This window comes from Vibrio sp. CJQ_6 (assembly GCF_043106745.1).
GTDB lineage: Bacteria > Pseudomonadota > Gammaproteobacteria > Enterobacterales > Vibrionaceae > Vibrio > Vibrio furnissii.
Genome location: NZ_JBICMV010000008.1, coordinates 388783 through 412475, shown reverse-complemented (window position 1 = coordinate 412475; position 23693 = coordinate 388783). Strand labels below are relative to the sequence as shown.

At 52.0% G+C, this 23693-nt stretch carries 22 protein-coding genes and 1 other RNA gene; 9 read left to right on the top strand and 14 right to left on the bottom strand.

What is annotated here, in order from left to right; translation table 11 throughout:
- Positions 1 to 26 precede the first annotated feature (26 nt).
- Positions 27 to 2120 carry a TonB-dependent siderophore receptor gene (locus ACF8PK_RS04180; RefSeq protein WP_392440178.1) on the top strand — a complete coding sequence of 698 codons (2094 nt, stop codon included), beginning with the start codon at positions 27 to 29 and terminating at the stop codon, positions 2118 to 2120.
- A gap of 65 nt (positions 2121 to 2185) precedes the next feature.
- Here the strand turns inward: ACF8PK_RS04180 and ACF8PK_RS04175 are convergent, their stop codons facing one another.
- Positions 2186 to 4192: a methyl-accepting chemotaxis protein gene (locus ACF8PK_RS04175; RefSeq protein ID WP_392440176.1), complete on the bottom strand. Its 2007-nt coding sequence runs from the start codon at positions 4190 to 4192 to the stop codon at positions 2186 to 2188.
- Between the two features lie 506 nt (positions 4193 to 4698).
- Here ACF8PK_RS04175 and ACF8PK_RS04170 point away from each other — a divergent pair.
- Positions 4699 to 5907 carry an MFS transporter gene (locus ACF8PK_RS04170; RefSeq protein WP_014204749.1) on the top strand — a complete coding sequence of 403 codons (1209 nt, stop codon included), beginning with the start codon at positions 4699 to 4701 and terminating at the stop codon, positions 5905 to 5907.
- 130 nt (positions 5908 to 6037) lie between these two features.
- Entirely contained in the window at positions 6038 to 6181 is a 144-nt protein-coding gene (locus ACF8PK_RS04165; protein ID WP_350226271.1) for a transposase, read from the top strand.
- A gap of 232 nt (positions 6182 to 6413) precedes the next feature.
- Here the strand turns inward: ACF8PK_RS04165 and ffs are convergent.
- From ffs to ACF8PK_RS04150, 3 genes are all read right to left on the bottom strand, one after another.
- An RNA gene (ffs, locus tag ACF8PK_RS04160) (signal recognition particle sRNA small type) lies at positions 6414 to 6510 on the bottom strand.
- A gap of 131 nt (positions 6511 to 6641) precedes the next feature.
- Positions 6642 to 8672 (bottom strand): GGDEF domain-containing protein, encoded by a 2031-nt coding sequence (locus tag ACF8PK_RS04155; protein WP_392440173.1) that lies wholly within the window; start codon positions 8670 to 8672, stop codon positions 6642 to 6644.
- A 129-nt stretch (positions 8673 to 8801) separates the two neighbouring features.
- Positions 8802 to 9539, bottom strand: a complete 738-nt coding sequence (locus ACF8PK_RS04150; RefSeq protein WP_038150940.1) for a hypothetical protein — start codon at positions 9537 to 9539, stop codon at positions 8802 to 8804.
- 54 nt (positions 9540 to 9593) lie between these two features.
- Here ACF8PK_RS04150 and ACF8PK_RS04145 point away from each other — a divergent pair, with 54 nt between their 5' ends.
- A complete protein-coding gene (locus ACF8PK_RS04145; RefSeq protein WP_143678791.1) occupies positions 9594 to 9896 on the top strand; it encodes a DNA base-flipping protein in 303 nt (100 codons plus the stop codon).
- 60 nt (positions 9897 to 9956) lie between these two features.
- On the opposite strand, the gene ACF8PK_RS04140 is transcribed toward ACF8PK_RS04145, so the two are convergent.
- On the bottom strand, positions 9957 to 10403 hold the full coding sequence (locus ACF8PK_RS04140; protein ID WP_082469489.1) for a YbaY family lipoprotein: 447 nt from the start codon (positions 10401 to 10403) through the stop codon (positions 9957 to 9959).
- Positions 10404 to 10541: 138 nt separating this feature from the next.
- Here ACF8PK_RS04140 and tesB point away from each other — a divergent pair, with 138 nt between their 5' ends.
- Positions 10542 to 11405, top strand: coding sequence for an acyl-CoA thioesterase II (gene tesB, locus ACF8PK_RS04135; RefSeq protein ID WP_004725123.1), 864 nt, complete (start codon positions 10542 to 10544; stop codon positions 11403 to 11405).
- 250 nt (positions 11406 to 11655) lie between these two features.
- Here tesB and ACF8PK_RS04130 read toward each other — a convergent pair whose 3' ends face one another.
- Positions 11656 to 12114: an Lrp/AsnC family transcriptional regulator gene (locus ACF8PK_RS04130; protein ID WP_004725121.1), complete on the bottom strand. Its 459-nt coding sequence runs from the start codon at positions 12112 to 12114 to the stop codon at positions 11656 to 11658.
- A 172-nt stretch (positions 12115 to 12286) separates the two neighbouring features.
- On the opposite strand from ACF8PK_RS04130, the gene ACF8PK_RS04125 reads away from it, so the two are divergent.
- Positions 12287 to 13354 (top strand): PLP-dependent cysteine synthase family protein, encoded by a 1068-nt coding sequence (locus ACF8PK_RS04125; protein ID WP_020432075.1) that lies wholly within the window; start codon positions 12287 to 12289, stop codon positions 13352 to 13354.
- 25 nt (positions 13355 to 13379) lie between these two features.
- Here the strand turns inward: ACF8PK_RS04125 and fliJ are convergent, their stop codons facing one another.
- From fliJ to ACF8PK_RS04085, 8 genes are read right to left on the bottom strand one after another with little or no spacing between them, the layout of a single operon-like run.
- The gene (gene fliJ / locus ACF8PK_RS04120; RefSeq protein WP_004725119.1) at positions 13380 to 13820 is read right to left on the bottom strand and encodes a flagellar export protein FliJ; all 441 of its coding nucleotides are present in this window, start codon (positions 13818 to 13820) and stop codon (positions 13380 to 13382) included.
- An 8-nt stretch (positions 13821 to 13828) separates the two neighbouring features.
- Entirely contained in the window at positions 13829 to 15175 is a 1347-nt protein-coding gene (fliI, locus tag ACF8PK_RS04115) for a flagellar protein export ATPase FliI (RefSeq protein ID WP_392440169.1), read from the bottom strand.
- A complete protein-coding gene (fliH, locus tag ACF8PK_RS04110) occupies positions 15168 to 15911 on the bottom strand; it encodes a flagellar assembly protein FliH (protein WP_055466068.1) in 744 nt (247 codons plus the stop codon). Before fliH ends, fliI begins: the two co-directional genes overlap by 8 nt.
- A gap of 3 nt (positions 15912 to 15914) precedes the next feature.
- Complete coding sequence (locus tag ACF8PK_RS04105; protein WP_038150936.1) at positions 15915 to 16934, bottom strand: flagellar motor switch protein FliG; 1020 nt, start codon at positions 16932 to 16934, stop codon at positions 15915 to 15917.
- Positions 16897 to 18636 carry a flagellar basal-body MS-ring/collar protein FliF gene (gene fliF, locus ACF8PK_RS04100; RefSeq protein WP_222766904.1) on the bottom strand — a complete coding sequence of 580 codons (1740 nt, stop codon included), beginning with the start codon at positions 18634 to 18636 and terminating at the stop codon, positions 16897 to 16899. The genes ACF8PK_RS04105 and fliF overlap by 38 nt, the downstream gene beginning before the upstream one ends.
- A 3-nt stretch (positions 18637 to 18639) precedes the next feature.
- Positions 18640 to 18996: a flagellar hook-basal body complex protein FliE gene (gene fliE / locus ACF8PK_RS04095; protein ID WP_315621587.1), complete on the bottom strand. Its 357-nt coding sequence runs from the start codon at positions 18994 to 18996 to the stop codon at positions 18640 to 18642.
- 13 nt (positions 18997 to 19009) lie between these two features.
- Positions 19010 to 20341, bottom strand: a complete 1332-nt coding sequence (locus ACF8PK_RS04090; protein WP_392440165.1) for a sigma-54-dependent transcriptional regulator — start codon at positions 20339 to 20341, stop codon at positions 19010 to 19012.
- Positions 20341 to 21165 (bottom strand): OmpA family protein, encoded by an 825-nt coding sequence (locus ACF8PK_RS04085; RefSeq protein ID WP_392440163.1) that lies wholly within the window; start codon positions 21163 to 21165, stop codon positions 20341 to 20343. Before ACF8PK_RS04085 ends, ACF8PK_RS04090 begins: the two co-directional genes overlap by 1 nt.
- Positions 21166 to 21730: 565 nt before the next feature.
- On the opposite strand from ACF8PK_RS04085, the gene ACF8PK_RS04080 reads away from it, so the two are divergent.
- From ACF8PK_RS04080 to fliP, 3 genes are read left to right on the top strand one after another with little or no spacing between them, the layout of a single operon-like run.
- Positions 21731 to 22549 carry a FliM/FliN family flagellar motor switch protein gene (locus ACF8PK_RS04080; protein ID WP_038150933.1) on the top strand — a complete coding sequence of 273 codons (819 nt, stop codon included), beginning with the start codon at positions 21731 to 21733 and terminating at the stop codon, positions 22547 to 22549.
- Positions 22546 to 22914, top strand: a complete 369-nt coding sequence (fliN, locus tag ACF8PK_RS04075) for a flagellar motor switch protein FliN (RefSeq protein ID WP_004725110.1) — start codon at positions 22546 to 22548, stop codon at positions 22912 to 22914. Before ACF8PK_RS04080 ends, fliN begins: the two co-directional genes overlap by 4 nt.
- Positions 22915 to 22926: 12 nt before the next feature.
- Positions 22927 to 23685 carry a flagellar type III secretion system pore protein FliP gene (gene fliP, locus ACF8PK_RS04070; protein ID WP_055466066.1) on the top strand — a complete coding sequence of 253 codons (759 nt, stop codon included), beginning with the start codon at positions 22927 to 22929 and terminating at the stop codon, positions 23683 to 23685.
- Positions 23686 to 23693: the final 8 nt, after the last annotated feature.

Sequence of the window (23693 nt, the reverse complement as noted above, 5' to 3'; positions counted from 1 at the left end):
CCCATAAAAACACAAGGAAATTGACTGTGAAATTGTTCACTTACGCTCCCATTGTGCTGAGTCTGCCTTTCATTCCCACACTTTCTCATGCATCTGGCGACGATTCGGTTGAAACAGTGACGGTAATTGGCAGCGAGCTGATGAGCCCCAAAGTCAGTAGTTCGACAGGACTGTCATTAACACCTGAAGAAACGCCGCAATCGATCACCATTCTCGATGCCGATTACATTGAGCAACGCCATCTCTCTTCGATTGATCAGGTGTTGGATCGCGTGATTGGCATCGGCTCACTGAAAACCGACGACGTGAGAAACGAATTTCAATCGCGCGGATTTGAGATTAACAACTATCAGATCGATGGCATGCCATACAGCTGGGGAGACACCGCTGGATTCAGCGGCCAAACGCAGATCGACACCGCGATCTACGAACGTGTTGAAGTGGTGCGCGGCTCAACGGGACTGACCACCGGCGTGGGCGATCCTTCGGCCTCGATCAATCTGGTTAGAAAGCATGCCGATAGCACCACACCGACCGGGCGCGTGCAGGCGTCTGTTGGCAGTTGGAACACGCAGGAAGTCATGGTGGATGCCGCCAATGCGCTCAACGCAGACGGGACGCTGCGGGGGCGTGTCGTTGCGAAATATGCGCAAGGAGAATCGTATGTCGATCTCTATGAGAGCAAACGCAAAGTTGTGTACGCTGTCGTCGAGAAAGACTTGTCTTTCAATAGCCTACTGAGATTAGGCGCGAGTTATCAAGCCGATGATCGCGATGGTGCGGCATGGGGCGGCATTCCGGGCGTGTATTCTGATGGCTCGACGACTCATTTTTCACGCGATAAAACAGCAGCCACCGATTGGAACTTTTGGGACACCGAACACCTCAATGTCTTTGCTGATTATGAATACCAATTCGCCAACGGTTGGCAATTGAAATCGAGCTACAACCACACGCAATACAGTCAGCGCGCAAAGCTCACCAACCTCAATATTGGCACGCTCAATCAGGATGGTTCTGGGTTGTATGCGTGGTCGTACAACAACGAAGGCGACAGTACACAAGACAGCGTTAGCATTCACCTGAACGGCGATTACGCATTGGCGGGACGTCAACATGAGTTCATGCTTGGGGCCAGTTACAGCCATTTAAAAGACTTCAACCAATATTACGCCATGGATCCGGTGGCATTCGCCACGGTCGACGACTATTTAGCTTGGAACGGCAACTTGGCGGAACCAACGTGGGAAAACGACAAAACCACCGAATACAATTTCACCACGCAGCAACTGGCATTTTATACCGCCACTCGCGTTCATTTGTCGGATAACACCAAAGCCATTTTGGGGGCACGAATTGCAAACTGGCAGCGCAAAGGCACCAACTACGGTGACGTAACCTACGGCGACAATGGCATCATCACGCCCTACGCTGGCCTGTTATACGATCTCAGTGCACAAAGCCGTGTTTACGCGAGTTTTGCAACCATTTATGAACCGCAAAATGAGCGAGATCGCCATGGGGACTACCTCGATCCATTAGAAGGCAAAACTTACGAAATCGGCATCAAATCCAACCTGACTGAGCAGATCACGCTCTCCGGCGCCCTGTTTCGAATTGAGCAAGATAACCTCGCGCAAGACGACACCGGTTACACCATTCCAAACACCACCAACACGGCACAGAGAGCGGTCGATGGCACGGTCAGTAAAGGGATTGAAGTACAACTTGCCGCCCGTCCGATGGAAGGCATGGACATCAACCTCGGCATGACGCAATTCACGGCGGAAGATAACGAGGGCAACGACGTCAATACCAACTACGCACGCAAGCAAGTCAAGCTTTCAAGCAACTACCAGTTTGTGGGGTGGAATCCCGACCTCACCATTGGCGCAGACGTTCGCTGGCAAAGTGAAATCCATGCCACCGATGACATCAAGCAACCGTCGTACGCGATTGTGGATCTCATGGCGAGCTATCAGATCAACCGCGACGTCACCATGCGCGTCAACGTAGAAAATCTGTTTGATAAAATCTACTACAGCTACTTAAACGCGGCGAATACGGTTCGATACGGCGCTCCATTCAGCGCGAAACTTAGCCTCAACTACCGTTTCTAATCACGAACGAAATCCCCCTCAATCCATGGTGATTAAGGGGGATTGGGACGACACACTCAGCGGATTCATACTTTGAAATTTGAGACTTGAGTGTTTAATTCAAGGTAGACACTATTGAGTTCATTGAACTGCTGACGAATGGCTTTTGACGCCCGATCCACGCCGTCAGTTTGCTCTTTCATCGCAATCAAGTTCTGATTGATCTCGTTTGAGACACTTGACTGCTCCTGTGTTGCCAAAGCCGTTTGTTCTGACAACGCCCTGACGGAGCTGAGTGAATCGTTCAGGGCATCAAAGACTTGTATCACACTATCAAAGTTATTCACGGCGCTATGCGCATTCGATTTGCTCTGCTTAATCGCCATAAACGCATCGGAAACACTGTCCGACAATTGACTGATCATCTTCTCAATTTGATTGGTACTTTCACCCGTTTGGGTCGCGAGTTGACGAACTTCATCGGCCACGACGGCAAACCCTCGTCCAAACTCGCCTGCACGCGCCGCCTCGATCGCGGCATTCAATGCGAGCAAATTGGTTTGTTCCGCAATGCCACGAATCACTTCCAGTACTGATGAAATGGCCTCGGAGTTTTTCTCCAGTTCCTCAGCTTTCGTCATCGTGACCTCAATATTCGCGACGAGCGAATCGATGCTGACATGCGAAGACTTCACCACGCCCCGCCCCCGGTCAATGTGTTCAGCAGCCGATGTGGATTCATTCGATGTATGAGAAGCAACATCGGCCATCTGGGCATTGGCCATCGACATCTCACTGGCCGCGCTCACAATGGAGTCGCTGGATTCAACCAATCTTTGGGTAATTTGATTCACCGAATTGGCGACCGCCTCCAGTTGATGCGTTGAGTCACCTAACGCAGAACTCTTCAACTGGACCGTCTTCATAATGGTTTGTAGATTCCCGACAAACGTATCAAACTCATGTGACAAATCGCCCAGTTCATCTTTCGTCGTCGAGTTGATTCGCGCGGTCAGGTCACCATCACCATCCGATATTTCTCGAATTCTTTGCGATATATTGGTGACATTATTCGTAATACTTTTTGGAATATAATAGCTCACCACGAAAGCAACAATAAAACCGATAATGACGATGATGATGGTCATATCTTGATATTGTTTGATTTCCTCTGCGGTCTGTTGCTCTTCTATTCGCCCTTGTTGTTTTACCGCCTCTCCCGCTTGATCCAATACCGCGCGAATCCGTTCAAATTTATCATCGGTTTCAACTAAAACATCACTCTTATTCTCCGCAACGTTTATTTCACTTGAATCCATTAATTCAGAACTCAATTTAAACCAACCGGAAAAAATACTATCAAATTGATCATAAGGACGAACTAATTCGGGTTCGGAAGCCATTAAGGTACGATACGATTGAAATCGGTTATTTGCTTGCAGCGCATTGTCTTGGAAATCTTTGAGATTTTGATTCGCATCGCCAATACCAGAAACAAACTTCTGTTGGGCGAGACGGGATTGATAGAGGTCGCGATCCGCATTCAGCACTTCGGCAAGCGCATCCAGATAACGCTTGAGCATCACCCGATCAATGGTGTCTTCACGCCATGCCGACACATGGTTACGAATCTTCGCTTCCGCTTGATCAAGCATATTGCGCATCGTAAAAAAATCTTTATCAACAATCACTAAGCGATCATTCACCGATTGATTTGCACGATAAACGGACGATACATTTCGACTACTTTGCAACCACGCCTCGTAGAGTGCGTCAAAGTCACGAAAAGGCTCGATTAACTCAGGCTCATCGGCCAAAAATTCGCGGAAACGTTGAAAACGATCATAGACTTGTTGAGCGTTTTCTTCGAAATCTTGTTGCTGTTGTTGTTTGTCCCCGTAATTAGAGAGCATTTCTGCTTGAGCTAATCGCGCTTGATATATATCGCGGTCAGCATTCAATACTACGGCAATGGCTTCAAAATAAGACTTCGTTTGTTTTTCCATCGCTCGTTCGTCGATCTTGATGATGACTTGCATAAAGATAAAAACGGAGACAACCAAAATGGTGAGAAAAATAATGGGCAACATCATCTTTAATCTTATCGAGTGGAGTCTCATCATAGCCTCTTTATTCAGTAAACATTGACGACATCATCGTGGCATTTTTCTATCCCATTGAGTCTAGTTCAACTTTCTAAAGGTGCGTAAAAATACACAGAAAACACCTTAAATAAGGCGACATGATTGAATTATTGAATTGTCATAATGACCAATGCCACTAATAAAAATGACGTTAAAAATTCGTGAATACTGCAGTGACACTGATGGCAGTATTGGTGTGAATCCGCTTGTCTTCAGACCAACAGCGCCATATCTGTAAGCCAAATTTAGTTTTTAGCCACACCAAACTTTAAGACGATCAGACAAGGTTTTAACCGCATCAGGCAACCGTGTTCATCGAAACGTCTGATAAAGTTTAAAGCCTCCGTGATCAATGGAGCGAATATCTGCCCTATAGTTATTGGTTCCATTCCTCGCTCATAAGCATCTCATTAGGATCGTTTTCATCCCTTTACACCCTATTCCGGAGGTTCAAATTGCATAATCAAGCAAATAGGCTGTCATTTATTGGTGCGAGTTTATCTCTAATGGCAACATATGTGGCCTCTGCAACCGCGATTCCACTGTATGGATTGTATCAATCGGTCGATGGGTTAACGTACTCAGATTTAGCACTCAGTTCCGTTGTGTATTTTATTGGCGCCGTGATCGCTCTTATCATCTTTGGACGCTTATCGAACCACTTTGGTCGCAAACCGATATCTATTTTATCGGTTTTATTAGCGGGGTTGTCGTGTCTGGTATTTTTGAATATACATAGCGCATATCCGCTGCTTGCAGGGCGTTTTTTACAAGGATTGGCCTGTGGATTAGCATCGACGGCGCTGGCCGCTTGGGTGGTAGATTGCGCCGATACTGTACCGAGATGGATTGCTCCCGCAGTCATTAGCTGCGGCCCCATGACAGGGTTAACCATTGGCGGCCTTGGCTCTGGATTGCTCGTAGAATATGGTCCAATCCCAAGACAGTTACCGTTTTTCATCGTGATTGGACTCACCATCGCCAGTATTGTCCTTCTTTTCCAAGCAAAAGAAACCATGGACAGAAAAAATGGCGCATTAAAATCACTGAAACCAAGCTTTTCTCTTCCCCCGATATCAAGAAAAGCTTACCCAATTGCCGCATGTACTTTTGTTGCAACTTGGGCGTTAGGAGGGTTCTTTCAGGCGTTTGGACCCGCAATGGCCAGAGAACAATTACATTCAACAAGTGCCGTGGCTGCAGCCTTCGTGTTTGCCTCAATCATGGCTCCAAGTTCAATCGGGGCATCTTTAGCAGGCAGATATTCAGCAAAAACCGCGCAACTAGCTGGGATGGTTTTATTCACCTTATTTTTAGGCTGTGTCATTCTTTCCCTTAACTTGGGATGGTTAAGCACCTTTCTATTGGCCAGCGTATTCGCTGGGATCGCCCAGGGCATGGTATTAACCGGCAGTATTCGTACCATGGTCTCTGATATTGCAACAGAAGATAGAGCGAACGTGTTTGCCGTTATTTACGCGACCTCTTATCTGGGAGCTGCGATACCGACGCTAATCGCTGGACGACTATCTACATCATTTTCTTTACTGGAAATTTCATGCGGTTATGGTCTGTTAGCCATTTTTGCATCTTGTGTGGTGGTGCTCTCTAAAGTGCGCAATACGTCATCAATGGCGGACTCAAATACTTCGCTCATTAAGTAATGTGAGGGCGTTTTACTCATACCAGAGAACAGAATCGCTTGGTGCTCACATACCTAAAACCAGTATCTGTCGTAGTTTAATGATGCCGGATACCAAATGAGGAGATAAGGTCTCGACAATAAAGTATTCGATGACAAAACGACCACAACGTACATGTTCTGCTGAATTAAAAATAGATGCCGCAAGCTTGGTTTTGAACCAACGATATTCAGCACTTGAAGCAGCACACGCCATGGATGTTGATGAAACAGCTTTACGACGTTGGGTCGACTAACACAAGATTGCGCGTGGCGGTACAAGCAGCAGCGATGTGATGTGCGACGACAGTCGGCAACGCCTCATCATGCAAATGATGGGGTTATCGTCAGTCAATGTTGAAAATCAGCTTAAAACTGTGCCCGGAATTTGTTTATAACAAAAATGAAGTTGAGGACACTTGATGAGCTTAAAAGACAGATGATGCTTTTAATCGGGCGTTTTATGATTTCAGTGAAGCAGATGGGTGGAAGCCCCAGCCACATCCCGGCACACACGTCATTCGCTGTGGCTGCTTCCTTCCGGACCTGACCAAATTCACGAACTAGTGTTGCGGGAGGACCAGGGCCCCCATAGGTCACTTCAGCTTGTCGCCGAAGAGTGGTGAGGATTATCCGGTATCGCCCTTGCTATTGCAACCCCAAATCGGGGGAAAAGCATTGATTTACCGTCAACTGCCCACCATTTGAACAATTTGATTAATTCACTTCCATCACTTCTTTCGTTGAGCGCACCACGCTCTCGAATGGCCGTTTACGCTTCTCTTTGTACATCGCAATGTCGGTTTGATGCAGCACTTCTTGCAGCGACATGTACCGCTCACGATCCGTCGACACACCAATCGCAACACTGACATCAAAGCTCACATCGCGCTCGGTGCAGATAAACAGGAAATGTTCCAGTTGCTCGATGATGGCTTGCAATGCTTCACCGCGCGCCTCACCGACCAAAATGAACTCATCGCCCCCAATGCGGTACGCATTGCCCTTGCCTTTCCACACGTGTTGAATCCGTACCGCAAGCTGCTTGAGCACCTTGTCACCAATTTCATGGCCGTAGGTGTCATTGATGGGTTTAAACTGGTTCACATCGAGATACACCAGCGTGGTTCGTGCCGATAAACCGCGTCGATAGCGACGATACAGCGACCGGCGATTGCGCAAGCGAGTCAGGTTGTCGGTATTCGACTGCACATTGAGGTACAGCGCGACACTCACCAGCACCAACACCAACAGAATGAACAGCCATTGGCTGTGACGGGCAAAACGCTTTTCGGTCAACAGCGTCGCACGCCAGTCGGGCTGATAGTCGTATTTTTTGATGATCTTTTGAGTGTCGATGATTTTAATCGCACGTGTGAAGAGCGGCGCCAGCGCTGCACCCACGGGATTCTTTGGAAAACCAATCGCAATGTCGTAAGCATAGAAACTGCCAATCATGGGATCTTCCACAATCGGCAGCAACGAATCGGCATCCCGCAGGATCTGATTAAAATTGGCTTTGCTCAGCACGATGTAATCGACTTGTTTGTCCAGCAGCGCCTGAATCTGATCTTCTTGGTTGGAGAAAGTGACTAAGCCTTTGTTTGGCAGCATGATTTGCATCAGCTCTTCAAAGAAATCGTCTTTCACCACCCCGATGCGTTCCACCACCAGCTCCGAGACATTGCTGTACACATTCTCTTTGTAGCCTTCACGTTTCACCATCACCGCTTGCGGGTGGTAATAACTTTCGCTGAAGTAGACCACTTTTTTACGCTGCTCAGAAATAGAAATCGGAGCCACGATATCAATGTGCTTATCCTGAATGTCGGCAAACATCCTTTCCCACGTTTCATCGGCAGTACTGACCAAATCACACTTGAGCAGCAGAATGTCACACGCCTGAAATACGACATCGGCGCTAATGCCTTTCACCGAGCCATCATTGCCGTAATTAGCATATTGAGTCAGGTTCTCCAACTTCACGCGTAGCGGGCGCTGTTGATTCACGCCACTGTCGATCACCGCTTGGCGCAGCGCCTGTTTGCGAATGTCGAATTGATATTTTTGAATTGATTCACGCAGCAGTTTTTGCACTTTGGCGGAGTGCACAAAGGTTTCGAATGATTTGAGTAACTCAACATGCTTGCCTTTGGGCACAATCAGCGACACCGGTTGAATCGAAATGCGATCGTTGAGCAACTGCGCATCCAAGCCGCGAGTGAGCATGGGTTTGAGTTGGTTAATCGCATCCACGACCCCATCCACATCAGCATTTTCCAGCAGTACTTTGGCTTCGCTGAACCCGTCGTATTCCACTTGTGTCAGGTGCGGATAGTTTTCTCGAATCAGCTCGCCGTAAATCGTCCCTTTTGGCACGCCGATACGTTTGATTTCGTCCAGCGTGGCGTTGGTGTAGCTGTAAAGGTAGGTGTATTCGATATTGGTGGGCGCCGAATAATCAAAGCGTTTGGCGCGCTCATCGGTGTAGGTGACGTTCGCCGCGAAATCACTTTCACCGGATTCGACCGATTTTAAAATCGCATCGAAACTGGGGTAATTCACATACTGAATATCGATATTAAATTGGTACGCGATCGCATCAAATAGCACACGCGTGACGACATCGTCCGCTTCAGTCGCGACTAAATAAGGTTGATCATTTTTCGGTTGCGCAGCTTGAGCCAGCACTGTGAAGAAGAACAGCATTAGCAACAACCAGACGCGGGTTGTTAGCGTTTTAAACATTGACGTTGTTTTTTTATAGAATTGTAATTTTAATAACCGCTGATAATACCGAAACTTCACGCGTATGCTAAGGACTTATGATGGCAAGCCCCATAAGTTTGCACTAGATTCGATTTTTGATGCATACGTTTACAACGGCTGTTCTTCCGTGCTTTTTAAAATGTAGTCCGTCATCCAAGCAGTCGACAACAAACAGAGCCAAACCACAAACACTGAGTTCGGCACGTCAATGTCGGGCGACAGCACCACCGCCATGAAACTCACCGCAGGCAATGTCCAGCACAACAGCTTGCTCCAGTGAAACGATTTGACCTGCGACAGGCTCTCCAATATGGCGACCAAGCCAGTCAGACACAACGCAATCACCGATGCGAATGTGAGCCCAGCGACCCACAACGGAATGACTAGCCCCAGCGCCCACCAGCTATGGCGATGGCTCGGTTTCCAGCTCGCAGCCGCCCACCACACAGCCATCACCGACACAATCTGGACGATGGTCATCCAAGGGGCGCCGCCCAGTTTTCCTGCCGACTGCGTCACCATGATGCCCACTTGCAAGGTCAGCACAATCAAAGCGCTGACCGCCATAATGCCTTTATTACTGCCTCGTGAAAACGCTACCATCATCATGGGGAAGAGAACCCACATGCTCACAGAAAGCGCAACGGGTTGGTGCGGAAGGGTAATGCCAAAAGCAGCCATCCCAGCCAGCAGAACGAAGCCACTCACGCCACCGCGTGGCAGAATCCAGAGTGCGGGAATCACGAAGGTAATGAATGGAATGTCACCCTCGCTCAAGCCGAGCGCTCGGGCACAGACCATGACCAATACCGTTGTGATTAGAAATTGAAACGTGGACAATACCAACTCCAGCTCCTTATACCTTTCCGTGGTAACTATTGAACTAGGGACACTTTCATTATGGACCAATTTTTAGCACAGATCTTTGCTGTTATTCACCAAATTCCGCACGGAAAAGTTTCTACCTACGGCGAAATTGCGCGAATGGCCGGTTATCCGGGCTACGCGCGCCATGTGGGAAAAGCCTTAGGCAACTTACCCAAAGATAGCAAACTGCCGTGGTTTCGGGTGATTAATAGCAAAGGCGAGATTTCACTCACCGGCCCCGATTGGGACCGACAGCGAGAACGTCTGGTCGCGGAAGGCATTGCAGTCAGTGCTGAGGGCAGAATTTCCCTCAAGAAATACAAATGGCAGCCCTAAGGCTGCCATTGGCTTCATCGCACAGTGAACGTGATCAGCAGAAAGCGGTCATGAAACCACTCAGTTAGCGCGAACGCCGACCAGCTTCAAATTCACTTGGTTAGTGTTATGCTCATCAGTAATCACACCGTAATGGGTGTCGGTGATAAAGCGCAGTTTGCCGTTTAGCTCAATACGAGCGCTGACACTGTAGGTATGACGCGCGTCGATTTGCGCGCTGTCGTATGCCAGTTCAAACGCAAACGGTACTTGCTTGCCTTTCGTCTCAAAGGTTTGAGTCGCGATCACTTTCGCTGGCGCATCCATCAGAGAAACGTCTTGCAAAGTCACGGTCACCACCGCGTTGTCAGGCAGCGCGATGCGCTCACGGTAAGCCATGGTGCCGCTGACGGTTTGCATGGCAGCGGGTGTGGTTTGCGTCATTGGGCTAGTCTCCTCCGCGTTCTGGCAACCCACCAGAACCGAACCCAGTAAAACCGATGACGCCAAAATTAATGCCTTTTTCATAGTGCCTCACTTGAATCAAGGAAATCGCAGGCATTATAAGATCCGTTTCATAAACTGTCATGACACACGCTAGGTCTTGACAAATATTTGACCGAACTCACAAAATAACAACGCACATAACCAAACAGGTGAGGAGCCATGAGCAAACCATTAAACGAGCTGTTGGACTTACTACAGCTAGAAAAACTGGAAGAGGGTCTCTACCGCGGCGCAAGCGAAAACCTTGGCTTACCACAAGTATACGGTGGTCAGGTGATCGGTCAGGCGTTGTCGGCGGCGCGTTACACGGTGGCACCCGATCGCACCGTGCACTCTTTTCACAGTTACTTCCTCCATCCTGGCGATCCTGAAAAACCGATCATTTACGATGTTGAGAACCTGCGCGATGGCCGCAGTTTTAGCACACGTCGCGTGAAAGCGATTCAAAACGGCCGCCCAATTTTCTACCTCACCGCCTCTTACCACGGTGAAGCGCCGGGCTTTGAGCACCAGAAAACCATGCCGGATGTTCCGGGGCCAGAGAACTTTGCCTCAGAATCCGAATTGGCGGCGCAAATTGCGCACCTGCTGCCAGAAAAAGTGAAGAAAGTGTTCTGCGGTGAAAAGCCGATTGAGATGCGTCCGGTGACCGTTATCAATCCGCTGAATCCGCAAAAAGCGGAACCCAAACAGTACCTGTGGATTCGTGCCAACGGCGAACTGCCTAACAACCAACTCATTCACCAATACCTGCTGGGTTACGCCTCAGACTGGGGATTTTTGGTCACGGCACTGCACCCGCATGAAGTGACGCTGATGACGCCGAAGTTCCAAGTGGCCACCATCGACCACTCGATTTGGTTCCACCGTCCGTTCAAAATGGATGAATGGTTACTGTATGCGATTGAAAGCCCGACGGCGAGCAACACGCGCGGCTTAGTGCGTGGGGAAATCTACAACCGTGAAGGCCATCTGGTCGCTACCGCCGTGCAAGAAGGCGTGATGCGATTTAAAAACAGCTGAGTTTTTCGCGCAAAGGCTTTACCTTCACCCAAGGTCAGGCTTTACAGTGCTACCGACATTCACTTTGGAGGGGACATGATGGGATGCTGTAATCAACCACCCAATGGCGGTAGCACAGACATTAAACCGCTACTCAAAGCATTCGCGGTCTTGCTGGCCGTGGTTCTGCTGCTCGCTTGGTTATTTGGCTAAGCTTGCCTGCCTTCAACGGCCTGATATCGCTTCACCGCTGGCATCAGGTCGTTACGTGTTAAAGCGGTAGCTCGGTGGTGTACTTGAGCGATTCCATCGCAAAAGTCGATGTGACGTTATTCAGCCCGCCAACGCTGTTCACCAGCTTTTTGTAAAACTGGTCAAAGTGCTTCATGTCTTTGACCAGCACTTTCATCATGTAGTCGTACTCCCCCGCCATGCGGTAGAACTCCATCACTTCCGGGTAGTCATCCACCGTCGCCACAAAACGGCGATACCACTCGTGCGAATGGTCGCTGGTTTTGACCATCACAAAAGCGATAAACGACAAGTCGAGTTTTTCCGGATCAAGTAGCGCGACCCGTTTGCTGAGAATGCCGGATTCTTCCAGCTTTTTCAGTCGCTTCCAGCAAGGCGTGGTGGTGAGATGAACCGCTTCCGCCAAATCGTTGAGCGACACCGTGCTGTCTTTTTGCAAAATTGCCAAGATCTGACGATCAATTTTGTCGAGTTGCATGCGTTCATACCCATTTCAGGAGAAAATTATTCTCCAAACCTACAAAACCATAGGCAAATTAGCAAAGTTTTTCTCTCCCCTTACAGCTAAATTATTCCCATACCGATTTCAATGTTCCCAAACGTTGCGCGACCTTGCGCTGGGTTTGGGATTCACGCTCATGGAGAGACCTATGTGCACCGACCATCAATGGATTAACAGCGCGATTCGCAAAATCGAAGCCGACTTTCAACGCTCAGCCGACACGCACCTGATCAAACTCGACCTGCCGTGCGTGGCTGGCATCGACATCTATCTGAAAGATGAAAGCACCCACCCGACCGGCTCGCTCAAACACCGTTTGGCACGTTCACTGTTTCTCTACGCCATTTGTAACGGCTGGGTTGGTCCGGACACACCGATCATCGAATCATCCTCCGGTAGCACCGCAGTGTCTGAAGCGTACTTTGCGCGCCTGCTGGGTCTACCATTTATTGCCGTGATGCCCAAATGCACCGCGCGTAAGAAGATTGAGCAGATTGAGTTTTACGGCGGCAAGGCTCATTTGGTCGACCGCTCGGATCAGATTTATGACGAATCGCGCCGTTTGGCTAAAGAGCTGAATGGTCATTACATGGACCAATTCACCTACGCCGAGCGCGCCACCGACTGGCGTGGCAACAGCAACATCGCGGACAGCATTTTTCATCAGATGAAGATGGAAGATCACCCAATCCCGAGCTGGATCGTGATGAGTCCGGGAACGGGCGGCACATCCGCAACCATTGGCCGCTTTATTCGCTATCAGCAGCACAACACCAAACTGTGCGTGGTCGATCCGGAGAATTCGGTGTTTTACGATTTTTACCAAACCCGAAATCCGAACCTGACGCTCAAGTGCGGTAGCAAAATTGAAGGCATTGGCCGCCCTCGCGTTGAGCCAAGCTTTATTCCGAATGTGGTGGATGAGATGCGTGTGGTGCCGGATGCAGCAAGCATCGCGACCATTCAATGGCTGGAAAAAATTCTCGGCCGTAAAGCGGGCGCCTCCACCGGCACCAACCTGTATGGCGCGCTGCAACTGGCGAGTGAGATGAAACGCCGCGGAGAAACCGGCTCTATTGTGACGCTGCTGTGCGACAGCGGTGAGCGTTATCTCGATACCTACTACAACCCAGACTGGCTGGCGGAGAATATCGCCGATCTGTCACCGTATCTGGCCAAACTGGAAACGTTTCAGGCCACCGGCGAACTGGCGTAAGTTCCCGCTCGTCGCCCCGTTCGAATCACAATGCGCGCTTACGATGGCGCGCGTTGAGGATATCTTCGATCTGCTTTTGCTCTTTGCGCGCACGCTCAAAAGCCTGCTTTTTGCGCCAGCGCTCCAGCACCTGTTCTAACCCTTTGACCCGCGCGTGTTTACTCTCCAGCACCTGTTGCACCGAATGACACTGCGCCGCCATCACTGCTTGTTCCTGCTCATGGTGACGCAGCAGTTTTTGCAGCATGTGGTCGACCCGATTGAGGTTCATCAACAGCGCACTATTGAGCGTTGGCGCGTGCAGCGTTGAATCGCCAGCGCTGGATTTAAGACTCGCCAATTGATTGAGCTGCGCTTGCAGATATTGATGCCGCTGGCGCATCGAATCGAGCTGCTGCCCGATGCGGTCGCGGGTTTTCTCTTCGACCTGTTGCAGTTTGCCGACAGCGCGAATCTTCTCTTTCATAACTTATCTCACGGCATTTGAAACAGCTGAGCCAGTTGGGTCAGGCTCGCGGTGTAATCGACACGTTCTTTGGCCGACTGTTGCAGAAATGCTTTAAGGTGAGGATACATGGCGACGGCGCGGTCCAGCTCCGCATCCTGCCCTGGCTGGTAACCGCCGAGCGGCAGCAGCTCTTTGACCTGCAAATAGTTGGCATAGAGCTGACGAAACTGATTGGCGACCGTGACGTGCGCCTCCGGTGTCACCGCCGACATACAGCGGCTGATCGAGGCGTTGACATCAATCGCTGGGTAGTGCCCCTGCTCGGCCAACTGACGTGACAACACCACATGACCATCGAGGATCGCGCGCGCTGAATCGACCACCGGATCTTGCTGATCGTCGCCTTCCGCCAGCACGGTATAAATGGCGCTCAGGCTGCCATCCGGGTTATCGCTGTTGCCCGCGCGTTCAAGCAGTTGCGGCAACACGCTGAATACCGACGGCGGATAGCCGCGCGATGCAGGCGGTTCGCCAAGCGACAAGGCAATTTCACGCTGCGCCATTGCATAGCGGGTCAGCGAATCCATCAGCAACAAGACATCTTTACCCTGATCGCGAAAATACTCCGCCACGCGGTGGCAAAGCAGCGTCGCGCGCAGACGCATCAACGGCGACTCATCCGCTGGTGCGGCAATGATGATCGCTTTGCGGCGTGCTTGTTCAGTCAGGTTACGCTCGATGAATTCACGCACCTCGCGGCCACGTTCCCCAATCAGCCCGACCACAATCACGTCCGCTTCCGTGTTCTGGGTGATCATCCCCATCAATACACTTTTGCCCACGCCGCTGCCGGCCATCAGGCCGATACGCTGACCTTTGCCGACCGTCAGCAGGCCATTAATCGTGCGGACGCCGACATCGAGCGGTGTGTCCACCGGGCGACGTTTGAGTGGGTTAATCGGCTTGGGTTCGAGCGACACGCGGTCGCCACCGCGCAGCGGCGCGCCGTCATCCAGTGCTTCGCCTAACCCGTTCACCACCCGGCCGAGCCATTGGCTGCTGAGCTGCACCGTGCTGTCGCCTTCCAGCGGCACCACTTTCGCCCCGGCAAATAGGCCCCCCAAGCGGCGAATGGGCATTAAATAGGCGACATTGTGGTCGAAACCGACCACTTGTGCTTCGATCATGTCGCCTTCAGCGGTTTCGACCAGACAGCGCTGTTCGAGTTTGAAGCGACAGCCCACCGCTTGCAGCATCAGGCCGTTCACCTTCACCAGTCGCCCGGTCACCCGCGCCACCGGCACGGAATCGAGCGACGCGATGGCATCGTTGAGACGGTCAGTCAGCATTCCGCCGCTGTGCGGTTTACTCATCCGCCACCTCTTGCCCTGCGGTGACTTCATCCAGCAGATGCTGTTTCACATTGTCCATGCACGCTTGCAAGCGTGAGTCACAGCTGGCATCGGCTTCGGCATCGTCCGTGACCAGATGGCAACCGCCCACGGGCAGCTCTTTGTTCGCCACCAGTTTCCAGTTCTTTGGCAGATCGGCATTGATGTCGCGAATGCGGTCCAGATCCTGCGGGTTCAGATGCACGGTCACGCTTTCCGCTTTGCCCGGCATCGCATCGAGGGTTTCGCCCACCAGCGACAAAATCTGCTGTGGCATTAGCGTCAGTTCGGCGCGAATGACCTGCTGCGCGACTTTCTGCACCAGCTCACAAATGATGTGACGCTGCTGCTGCTCGCGTTCCGCCTGCCAGCGCGACAGGGTTTGATACAGTTCGTTGACCGGCTTGGCGGCATCCAAAAAGTGCTGCTTACCGGACTGTTCGCCGGAGACAAAGCCTTTCTGAAAACCCTCTTTCTGGCCGTCCATCATGCCTTGCTGCTTGCCCTGTTCCAGCCCTTGGCGCAAACCTTCGTCATAGCCCTGCTGCAACCCTTGCTGAAAACCGGCTTCGAGCTGCTGCTGAATATCCACCTGCGTGTCCTGCCATTCGTCATCGAGCAACCGATCCTCCGGCGCCTTCACCGGCTGAGCCAGTGGCGGGAAACGGTGCAGACGATAACTGCCCGTAGGCAGACGCATAATTTTTTCTGCTGACATGGCTTACTCCACCGTCGGTTCCTGATAAAGCAGCAGTTCGATTTCGCCTGCTTCGCTCAGTTCGCGCACAATCTGCATGATATCCTGACGCGCGCGCTCAACCCGGCTAAGGGCCACCGCACCACGCACCTGCATATCGTCTTCCAGCGCCTTGACCATACGTTGCGGCATCGAGCGTTTGATCGCTTGTTGCAACGTGATCTCCGCCCCTTTGAGCGCAATGCCCCACAGCTCCATCGGTACCTGTTGCACCAAACGGTCCATGGTCTCTTCGCGCTGACGGCCAAGCACCATAAAGTCAAACATGTTCTGTTCGATTTCGCTCACCACATCTTCATCATGCAGTTTGAGCATTTCCATCAGCGTGGCGCGATCGCCTTCAAAGCGGTTGATGATATCGGCGACCTGCTTCACGCCGGACAGCGGCGCGCTTTGCGTCACCGAGACCTGTTCGATGCAACGTTCAATCAGCTCATTGAGATCGTTGGCGACCTGATGGTCAATGTCCTGCAGACGCGCGATGCGGTACAGCAGCTCATCGTGATAATCCTGCGGCAGGCATTTCAACACCGCAGACGAACTGTCCGGCGGCAGATAGGCGAGGAAAATCGCCTGCATCTGCGGGTGTTCGTTGCTGATAAAGCGCGCCAGCATGTCCGCGTCCACCCATTGCAGACGCTGCATGTTATTGCGAATCTCATCGCCATACAGGGTGTTGAGCAGGCCTTTGGCCAGATCGTTGCCCAGCGCTTTGCGCAGCGTGTTGGACAAGTACTCTTTTGACGCGCCACGAATGCCACTGTGCTGACGAAAATCATCAAAGAACTGCTGAATGATGTTTTTCGCGTTATCGCTTTTAATGCCGCTGAGGCGCGCCATCGCTTTGGTCACGCGCTGCGTTTCATCGCGGCTGAAATGACGCAGCACCTTCGCCGCGGCATCTTCGCCCATTCCGAGCAGGACCAGTGCGGTCTGCTCGACATGATTAAGCTCTTGGTTCTGCGTTGACTGTGCTGTGTTCATTCACATTTACCCACTGTTTCAAGACTTCTGCGACGCGTTCTGGCTCTTCATTGGCAATCAGCTGCAGATGTTTCAGTTGAATTTCTAACGGCGATCCCGGCGGTGGCAGCATGTCACTGCTCACGTCCAGACCGCTGGATGCTTTGATGCCTTTCTCCTCCAAGCGGCGGTTGAGCGCATCTTCCCGTTCACGCTCTTCACGAGTTTGAAGATTTTCGTAGTAAGGCTCTTCTTGCGGCGGCGCAAACTCCAGCTCTTGGCTGCGGCGATCCGCACCGGTGAGATGCATGATCAGCGGACGCAACACGAAAAAGATCATCGCCATACCCAGCAGGCCACCAATCACGTAACGCAGCGGCTGCTGTACGGTCGGATCCTGCCACCATGGAATGCTTGGCGGCGCTTCAATCTCAATCGGCGTGAAGTTAAAGCTCATCAGGCTCAGGCTGTCACCGCGCGCGGCGCTGATGCCAACGGCATCCATCAGCATGGCGGAGATTTCAGTCTTCTCTTGGTCGCTCCACCCGGTGCCATTCGGCGCAGCCGCTGAGTTCAACAGCACAGAAACGTTGAGTTTTTTCACCTGACCTTGCTGGTACTGCGTACGGCGCACACTGCTGCCCACGGCGTACTGGCGGTTGATTTCAGAACGCGCGTTCGAGTTCTGACTGTCCTGAGTCGGCTTCTCACCGGTCACTGGCGGCTGATTGCTCAGCGAGCCCGGAATGCCGAGCGCAATCTGGTCAATCGAGTTGTTCTGAACGGTGTGTTCGTTTTGCACCACCGGCGTGTTATCGAGGATTTCCTGCGTCTCTTCCACACGGCTGAAATCCATGTCGGCCGCCACCTGCACGCGGAAGTTGCTTGGCCCGACGATCGGCGTCAGCATGTCTGCCGCGCGCTGAATCACCTGCTTCTCCAGGTTCTTCTGGTAATCAAGGTATTTGGCGTTCACTTTGCCTGAATCACCCGACGCCACGTCGGCGCTCAGCAAGCGGCCATACTGGTCAATCACCGAGACGAATTCCGGCTTCATGCCTGTCACACTACCCACCACCAGATTGATGATCGCTTCCACCTGCTCCGGTTTGAGGTCTTCACCCGCTTTGAGTTCCAGCATGACGGACGCCGACGGCGCTTCGCCGTTCTGGCGCACAAACAGAGTTTGACGCGGAATGGCCAGATGCACGCGCGCATTCGACACCGCATTAAGCGCGATGATAGTGCGCACTAACTCACCTTCCAGACCGTGACGGTAACGGGCGGTTTCCATAAACTGACTGGTGCCAAGCGAACTGTCTTCTTGCAGTGAATCCAGCCCGGTCGGCAGCTTGGCTTTGATGCCTTTGGCAGCCAGCAGCATGCGCACGCGCGCCACTTCCCCTTCCGGCACCAGAACTTGGCCATTCTGCTCTTGCAAGCGGTAGCTGATGCTTTCCGCTTCCAGCACCGAGACGATGTCGCCCACATCAAACTGCTCTTGCTGCCCATACAGCGGACGAAAGCTCTGCGAAGAACTCCACAGCGCGACCACAATCAGCGCCGCCACAATCGCCGCCAGCACCGCCGAGAGCACCAGATTGCGCTGACTGCTTGACCACAGCTGTTTCAATTTACGGCTGACATCGTCCATGCCTCTGACCGAAGCGCCATTCGGGCTGATGCCACTGGCACCCGCCACTTGAGTAGTAAGTTCAGACATGATTTACACCGGCATCTTCATAATGTCTTCAAACGACGCAACCACTTTGTTGCGCACCTGCATCAGCGCGTTAAACGACAGGCTGGCCTTCTGACTGGCGATCATCGCCCCGACCAAATCGTCGCTCTTGCCAGTTTCCACTGCGGTCATTTTGCTGCTGGCGACCGCCTGATGCTGGTTCACCACATCCAGAACCTGCGTCATGGCCGATGAAAACGACAAGGGCGGATGGACCGCTTTGACGTCCAGCGGGTTCGCACTGACGACGAAGTCCGGCGTCGCCTCTACGCGCATCGCGTCCATTTTGGTGAGCATTAACTGCTCGGCGGACATTGCATTCCCGATAGGTTGATTTGCCATGTTTACCTCTCCTTTAGGCGGCTGAGCCTAGTACTGACTGAAGGTCGATGCCCTGTTCACGCATCGCCGCCAATTTGTAGCGCAGTGCGCGGGTGGATACGCCCAGAGCATTCGCCGTTTTCGTCCGGTTGCCACCGAACTGACGAAGTTTGTCCAGAATGTATTGGTATTCCGCCTGTTTCTTCGCTTCGACGTGACCAAAGGCCGCATCAGATGCCACAGGCTGTGAAGGTGACTGAAACTCCACCGGCAGCATCAGATCCTGCGCAGTGATGTAGTCGCCGTGACGCATCACCAGAGCACGCTGAATCACGTTCTCCAGCTCACGAATGTTGCCCGGCCAGTGGTATTGGCTGAGCGCCACACGCGCGTCCTGAGACAGATGGCACTTACTGCCATCCTGATATTTGGTAATAAAGAACTGGCTGATCGGCAGGATGTCCTCTTTGCGCTCGCGCAGCGGTGGCCAGTGCAAAGGCAGCACATCCAGACGGTAATAGAGATCTTCACGGAATTGGCCTTTCTGCACCTCTTCGTGCAAGTCTTTGTTGGTGGCGGCAATCACGCGGATATCGAGCTGAATCGCTTTGTGACTGCCCACCCGTTCCACTTCCCGCTCCTGCAAGACACGCAGCAACTTGGCTTGCACGGCTGGTGACATTTCGCCGATTTCGTCGAGCAGAATGGTGCCGCCGTTGGCCTCTTCAAACTTACCGCTTTGCGACGCCAGTGCGCCGGTAAACGCACCTTTGACGTGACCAAACAGCACCGCTTCCAGCATTGATTCCGGAATGGCGGCGCAGTTGACCGCCACAAACGGACCGTCTGCGCGGTTAGATTGTTGGTGCACGTAACGCGCCAGCACTTCTTTACCCGTGCCGGACTCGCCGGTGATGAGCACGCTGGCGCTGGTGCAGGCGGCGCGATGCGCCAGTTGCAGCACCTGTTTACTACGCCAGGATTCAGCGACGATGTTGGCCATCGGTTTGCCGAGCGCTTCCACGCGGCGCAGCAGATTCAATAACTGGTTAGATTCAAACGGACGCAGCAGATAATCAGTCGCGCCCGCTTTCATGGTTTCTGCCGCCAGAATGCCCTGATCCTGATCGACAATCGCAATTGCCACGCCCGCGCCGGCTTGCTTCTGATGACACGCGACCCACTCACGCACGCCCATGTCCGGTAAGTTGGCACTCACCACCGTGATGGCGGCGGCCTCTTGTAATAACGCACTGCGGCCAGTACGTGCATGGCGCACGCGGTAGCCGGCTTCGATCAAAACATCGATGACAGGTTGAGCGAGTAGTTCGTTTGGCTCAACCAACAAAATATCTGACTTCGTCATTACTGAACCTTCATTGAGTCGTTGGTTGGAGGAGTGGTGGCCACCACGCTTTCGTCGTCACGGACTAAGCGGATCACCACGCGGCGGTTTTGAGCACGGCCGGATTCGGTCGCGTTGCTGGCCACGGGATACCGCGAGCCGTGAGCGCGAATCTGAATTTTGTCAGCCGCGACCCCGAGTGTTTCCAGCACCGCAGCAACTTGCTCGGCACGGCTGCGCGACACACTCAAGTTGGCTAAACGTGAACCGACATTGTCGGTGTGGCCATCAATCAGCAGATGCGTCACCCGTTTGTCGCGCGTAACATAAGAGATCAAATCACGCAGTGTGTGTTGCTGAACCCCGCTCAACGACTGCTGACCCGAGGCAAAATAGAGAGAAGTATCGCGCGCCTCGGCAAAGGTGATCGCCGGTAGCTGCTGCTGACAAGCGGTGAACTGGGTGATGACGTTATGCACGCGAATGGAAGGCAGCGTGACCCGCTGCGACTCGGAAGGGGCGCTTCCGCTTAGCGACAGTTGCAGCCACTGCCCTTGGTCGATGGCGTGCAATACCGTGTCAATCTGGGTCGAAAAAGAGAAGCGGTTGCCTTGGTGGCGAACCCCTTCGCTCACCGGAGTCGCCTGCTGTGGCACAATCCACGGCGGCGTCAGCAATGACAGCGCTGCGTGCTGCCAACTCACCGGGCTATTATTGAAGCGAAATTCAAAGGTAACTTTATTATTTGTGACTGAGCGGAAATAAAACTTCCCATGCGGAACTTCCGTATGCACCAAATTGCAATTAAATGCATCACCTTTATATATCCAAGATGACAAGTCCATCGGAACGTTTATCTCTTGTTGAGAGAAAGCTGGCGTAGATAGAAATAAACCTAAAGCACAAGAAGTAAAAGAACATATTTTTAACACGTGATGATAAAAATATTTTTTACATTCTATTGACACTTTCCTGTCATTTAAATATGCCATCGAATTATCATAACTGGCATACATTTTCATATTGATGTCCCAATCTGATTCAATGTTCACCACGCTACAAGCCTTGTGAAATCAAGCAGTAAGCATAATGAACCTGATGAATAAACAACCAACTAATACAAAAAATTATCTTCCGTGACATCTTCTGCAGCGATTCATTCGCCATCTTAAACACGAAAAAACAGCCTATAAATTAGGCTGATCATTTTTTATTCATTTATATCTATATTTATTTATCGACCAACCTACTCGCTTTCATATTGTTATTGAAGAACTAAATTGGCACTTCAAATCAACATGTGAACTAACGTCACAAAGTTATAATTAGGCACTAAAAATAAATAAAAAATTCTGTGTAGACTGTGCTCCACAAAGAAAACACTCTCTGTCAACGCACGGTAAAATATAAATGGAAAATCAAATCCAGACGCCTATTCCCGAGGTGAAGACCTTAAACGTGGAACTATTAGGAAAACCGATTCATATTATTCGGGAAAAACTGGACACCATTATCACCGACGCCTGTAACGGCTTAACCAGTGAGCTACAGAACTGGCTGACCACCCATCACATCGATGTGGCGCTGGATTCGGTGGAACTACACAGCGTGAAGCCCTCAGACATCGACAAGCGCAGCGTGACCCAGTTTTGTCATCAAGACGGCGGCGCGCTGTTTGTGCGCCTTGACAGCCATATGCTGATCACGCTGGCTGATCGCTTTTACGGTGCCAACATGGCGCGCAGCCAGAGTGTCTTGACCAGCAGCGATCGCCGCCTGCAAGAGCGCATCGGTAAAGTCGTGGCCCATTGGGTCGCACCGCAAGAAATGTGGCAACTGCACGAGGGCGACATCGGCAACGGGATCGGCCTCAAAGCAGAACTGTCGGTGCGTTATGCCGACCAGCACGGTGTGTTGACGCTGATTATGGAAAGCCAGTTGGTGCAAACCCTGATTGATCAACTGGATCTGCAACCCAATACCGAGTTGAACGCGCAGTTTCGCCGCTCGCTGCAGCACACGCCTGTGCGTCTCAATGTGCTGCTGAGCAAGAAAACCATGCCCCTCAGCGACGTGTTGCGCCTGACGCCAAATGACATTCTCCCCATCGATTTACTCTCCACGGTGCCGGTCAGCATCGGTCACGAACGCCTGTTTTCAGGCCGGATTGCCGAGCAAGAAGGCCAACTGGTGTTGATTTTAAACCAAGATAAGGAATCCCTAAGATGAGTGACGCTCTAGACAATGCCAGCTTTGATGACGAAGCGCTCAATTTCGATGAGTTTCATCTGGAAGATTTGGAACCAGAAACCGAGGGTGACACCGCGCCAAACGTAGAACGCGATTTGAGCTTCTTTCGCAATATTCCAGTCACCGTCACGCTGGAAGTTGCCAGCAAAGCAATCGCCCTTGGCGAGCTGATGAAAGCGGGCGAAGGCAGCGTGATTGAACTGGATAAACTCAACGGCGAGCCACTGGATGTGAAAGTCAACGGTGCCCTGCTCGGCCACGCCGAAGTGGTGGTGGTGAACGACAAATACGGTCTGCGCCTGATTGATGTGCTCGACAGCGCCCTCACCGCTGTGGGCCAATAACAGGGCTGTGTCATGACTCAACCGCGTTCCCTGCGCTGGGTTGGCGCGCTGGCACTTGGGCTGATGCTGTGTGCATGGCCGACGCTGGCGGCCGATAACGGCCTGACCCTGTTTACGGTATCCGACGGCAGCACTCAGGAAGAGTACAGCGTCAAGCTGCAAATTCTGTTGCTGATGACGGCGCTGAGTTTTCTGCCGGCGTTCATTTTGATGGCCACCAGCTTTACCCGCATCATTGTGGTGCTGGCGATATTGCGTCAGGCGCTCGGCCTGCAACAGAGCCCGCCCAACCGCGTCTTGGTTGGGATTGCGCTGGCGCTGTCGCTGCTCATCATGCGTCCGGTGTGGAGCGAGGTGTATGAGCACGCGTTCAAACCGTATGACCAAGGCCAAATTACGCTGATGCAGGCGTTTTCCGTCGCGGAAAAACCGGTGCGCAATTTCATGTTGGCACAGACACAGCAAAGCTCGCTGGAGCAGATGCTGCGTATCGCCAACGAGCCGCTGGATCAGAACGTCGACGACATTTCGTTTGCCGTGGTGCTACCAGCGTTTGTCATCAGTGAGCTGAAAACCGCATTTCAAATCGGCTTCATGCTGTTCATTCCGTTTCTCATCATCGATTTGGTGGTCGCCAGTGTGTTGATGGCGATGGGGATGATGATGCTCTCGCCACTGATCATCTCGCTGCCGTTCAAACTGGTGGTGTTTGTACTGGTCGATGGTTGGGCGATGACGGTCGGCACCCTCTCGGCCAGCTTCGCGCAGTAGCGTGACTC

Excerpts from the sequence above, each read along its gene's own strand:
- ACF8PK_RS04155 (WP_392440173.1), bottom strand. The coding sequence starts at position 8,672 with ATGTTTAAAACGCTAACAACCCGCGTCTGGTTGTTGCTAATGCTGTTC.
- ACF8PK_RS04090 (WP_392440165.1), bottom strand. The coding sequence starts at position 20,341 with ATGACGAAGTCAGATATTTTGTTGGTTGAGCCAAACGAACTACTCGCT.
- ACF8PK_RS04080 (WP_038150933.1), top strand. The coding sequence starts at position 21,731 with ATGGAAAATCAAATCCAGACGCCTATTCCCGAGGTGAAGACCTTAAAC.
- fliI (WP_392440169.1), bottom strand. The coding sequence starts at position 15,175 with ATGAGTAAACCGCACAGCGGCGGAATGCTGACTGACCGTCTCAACGAT.
- ACF8PK_RS04165 (WP_350226271.1), top strand. The coding sequence starts at position 6,038 with ATGACAAAACGACCACAACGTACATGTTCTGCTGAATTAAAAATAGAT.
- tesB (WP_004725123.1), top strand. The coding sequence starts at position 10,542 with ATGAGCAAACCATTAAACGAGCTGTTGGACTTACTACAGCTAGAAAAA.
- fliJ (WP_004725119.1), bottom strand. The coding sequence starts at position 13,820 with ATGAAAGAGAAGATTCGCGCTGTCGGCAAACTGCAACAGGTCGAAGAG.
- fliH (WP_055466068.1), bottom strand. The coding sequence starts at position 15,911 with ATGTCAGCAGAAAAAATTATGCGTCTGCCTACGGGCAGTTATCGTCTG.
- ACF8PK_RS04130 (WP_004725121.1), bottom strand. The coding sequence starts at position 12,114 with ATGCAACTCGACAAAATTGATCGTCAGATCTTGGCAATTTTGCAAAAA.
- ACF8PK_RS04175 (WP_392440176.1), bottom strand. The coding sequence starts at position 4,192 with ATGATGTTGCCCATTATTTTTCTCACCATTTTGGTTGTCTCCGTTTTT.
- ACF8PK_RS04085 (WP_392440163.1), bottom strand. The coding sequence starts at position 21,165 with ATGGACTTGTCATCTTGGATATATAAAGGTGATGCATTTAATTGCAAT.
- ACF8PK_RS04145 (WP_143678791.1), top strand. The coding sequence starts at position 9,594 with ATGGACCAATTTTTAGCACAGATCTTTGCTGTTATTCACCAAATTCCG.
- ACF8PK_RS04125 (WP_020432075.1), top strand. The coding sequence starts at position 12,287 with ATGTGCACCGACCATCAATGGATTAACAGCGCGATTCGCAAAATCGAA.
- fliF (WP_222766904.1), bottom strand. The coding sequence starts at position 18,636 with ATGTCTGAACTTACTACTCAAGTGGCGGGTGCCAGTGGCATCAGCCCG.
- fliN (WP_004725110.1), top strand. The coding sequence starts at position 22,546 with ATGAGTGACGCTCTAGACAATGCCAGCTTTGATGACGAAGCGCTCAAT.
- ACF8PK_RS04140 (WP_082469489.1), bottom strand. The coding sequence starts at position 10,403 with ATGAAAAAGGCATTAATTTTGGCGTCATCGGTTTTACTGGGTTCGGTT.
- ACF8PK_RS04105 (WP_038150936.1), bottom strand. The coding sequence starts at position 16,934 with ATGAACACAGCACAGTCAACGCAGAACCAAGAGCTTAATCATGTCGAG.
- fliP (WP_055466066.1), top strand. The coding sequence starts at position 22,927 with ATGACTCAACCGCGTTCCCTGCGCTGGGTTGGCGCGCTGGCACTTGGG.
- fliE (WP_315621587.1), bottom strand. The coding sequence starts at position 18,996 with ATGGCAAATCAACCTATCGGGAATGCAATGTCCGCCGAGCAGTTAATG.